This is a genomic window from Streptomyces sp. NPDC102462 (assembly GCF_044765425.1).
Lineage (GTDB): Bacteria > Actinomycetota > Actinomycetes > Streptomycetales > Streptomycetaceae > Streptomyces.
In genome coordinates this window covers 1-2,332 of record NZ_JBIWKB010000149.1, presented here as the reverse complement: position 1 = coordinate 2,332, position 2,332 = coordinate 1, and the positions used below count along the sequence as shown (strand labels likewise).

Annotated in this window: 2 protein-coding genes; both read left to right on the top strand. The window is 73.1% G+C overall.

The genetic code is table 11. The annotated features are described in order from the left end of the window. Positions 1–381 precede the first annotated feature (381 nt). Complete coding sequence (locus ACIRFL_RS43750) at positions 382–1,590, top strand: beta-1,3-glucanase family protein (protein ID WP_404041329.1); 1,209 nt, start codon at positions 382–384, stop codon at positions 1,588–1,590. Positions 1,591–1,738: 148 nt separating this feature from the next. Next, complete coding sequence (locus tag ACIRFL_RS43745) at positions 1,739–2,242, top strand: GreA/GreB family elongation factor (RefSeq protein WP_404041327.1); 504 nt, start codon at positions 1,739–1,741, stop codon at positions 2,240–2,242. Positions 2,243–2,332: the final 90 nt, after the last annotated feature.

Below are 2,332 nucleotides of genomic sequence, written 5' to 3'. Positions count from 1 at the left end.
GAACACTTCGGAGCCTCCGCCGACGGCAAGACCCTCTTCCGCACCTACGGCTTCACCCCCGACAACATCGCCGCCAAGGCCCGGGAATCCCTCGCGGAGGTCACCCGAACCGGCCGCTGAACTCGCCGGGAGCGGCGGGCAGGGGGCAATTGCCGCGATCCTCACGAGGCCGATTAACTGCGTCTTAAAGACGGCTTAAGCGCTCCCCTGCCCTCGGCTGCTCCCAAGTAGCCGCAGGTCAGGGGGGTTTGACGGGGCGTGGCAGCGGTTGGCGGGTGCCGTCGTGCTGCGTAGCATCGGGGTCCGGCCGCACTCAAGAGAGCGCTCTCGCCCGCCCGTCGGCGGCGCTCCGAGCCGCCCCGTACCAGGAGGACCCCCCACATGACCGCTCGTCACCAGCGCAGTCTCACCCGCCGCAGGCTTCTGTACGCCCTCGGCGGCGCGGCGGTGGCCGCACCCGCCGTCGCCGCCCTCGGCCCCCACGCCCTCGCGGGGACGGACACCCTCGCCGGGACCGGCGCCGCAAAGGCCGCGGGCGCGCTGCCGCTGACCGTCGTCAACGAAAGCGGCGACTTCGACAACCCCTCCGTGCACGTCTATGTCGTCGGCAACCAGGACGGGAAGCAGGTCCGGGTCACGCCCGACGGCACCCTCGCGCCCGTCTCCCTGTCGGACAACGGCGCCGACGGGTTCACCGACTACGCGATCCCGCTCGCCGCGAGCGGCGAGACCCGGCTCTCGCTGCCGTACATGTCGGGCCGGATCTATGTGTCGCTCGGCGAGAAGCTGAGGTTCAAGGCGGTCACGGACGGCAACGGCGCACCGGCGCTGCAGTACCCGGCGGGCTGGGTGACGTCCGACCCCAACTACCCGGTGCTGCACGATTGCTGCGAGTTCACGTACAACGCGGCCGGAATGTTCTGCAACACGACCATGGTCGACATGTTCAGCGTGCCCATGGCCATCCGGCTGACCGGGGCGCAGGACCGGACGACGGGCACGCTGGTCGACGGCGGCAGGGCCGCCGTGTTCGCCGCGGTCCGCGACACCGAGGGGTTCGCGCGGCTCGCGGTGGACGACACCCGTGTCATCGCGCCCGGTCACGGCCTGGACGCGGGACTGTTCGCCGCGGACTACTTCGACCCGTACATCGACGAGGTGTGGAGCACGTACACCGGCAAGGACCTCACGGTCGGCACGGACGCCGGCACCTTCACCGGCCGGGTGCGCGGCGGGAAACTGACCTTCGACGGGCCCGCGCCGGTCGCCTTCGACCGGCCCTCCACCCGGGACGTGCTGTTCTGCGACGGCGCCCTCGCCGCGCCCAACGACGGCACGACCGGCCCTGTGGCCGCCGTCCTCGGCGCCGGGTTCAACCGGTCGACGCTCGTAGCAGCGGCCGCACAGCCGACCACCGACGCGTCGGCGTTCTACCGGACCGGCGTCACCAACCACTACGCGAGGGCGCTGCACGCGGCGACCCGGGACGGCAGGGCGTACGGCTTCGCCTTCGACGACGTGGCCGGCTTCGCCTCGTACATCGAGGACCCGGCGCCGACGGGAATCCGGTTGACCCTCACCCCGTTCTAGAACGCCCGGCCCGGGCGGGACGGCACGGGGCTGTGCCGGCGCCCCACACGGGGCGCGGGGCACTGCGCGCCCGGCAGGAAGCGCGATGCGCCGAGCGGGTCGGGGCCCGCCGGTGGCGGACGGGTACCGCGGAGCGCATCATGCCGTTATGACCGGTGGACCCGAGCCGATCGGCGCCGAAGCCCGTCGGGCGCTGGAGCGGGAGCTGGCCGACCTGCGCTCCGAACGGGAGGCGGTCGCATCGTCGCTGCACAGCGACGGCGGGACGGGGGACACCGCCGACCAGGCCGACGAGTTGCAGCGGGCCACCGAACTCGCCCGGCTCGACGACCGGATCTCCCGGATCGGCGAACGGTTGCGCACCGCGGCCGTCGCGGGCCCGCCGCCGCCCGGGGTGGTGGGCGTGGGCAGCACCGTCACGGTGCGGTTCGCGGACGGCACGGCGCAGACCCTGCGGATCGGCGAGGTGGCCGCGCCCTCCGACCAGCGGCTGGTCACCGCGGACAGCCCGCTCGGCCGGGCCCTGCTGGGGCACCGCGCCGGGGACACCGTCGACTACAGCACGCCGGACGGTCCGCTCAGCGCCGTCGTGCTGGCCCTCAAGGCGCCCGACGACACGGCGGCAGGAGCGGACGAGCGGCCCGGAGCCTAGGCCCAATGCCGGTGACTTAAGTGGCTGTGGCTCGTTGTCCTTCGTATGGCGAGGGTGGGGCAGGTCAAGGCGCCTGCGGGTGAGCGGTTG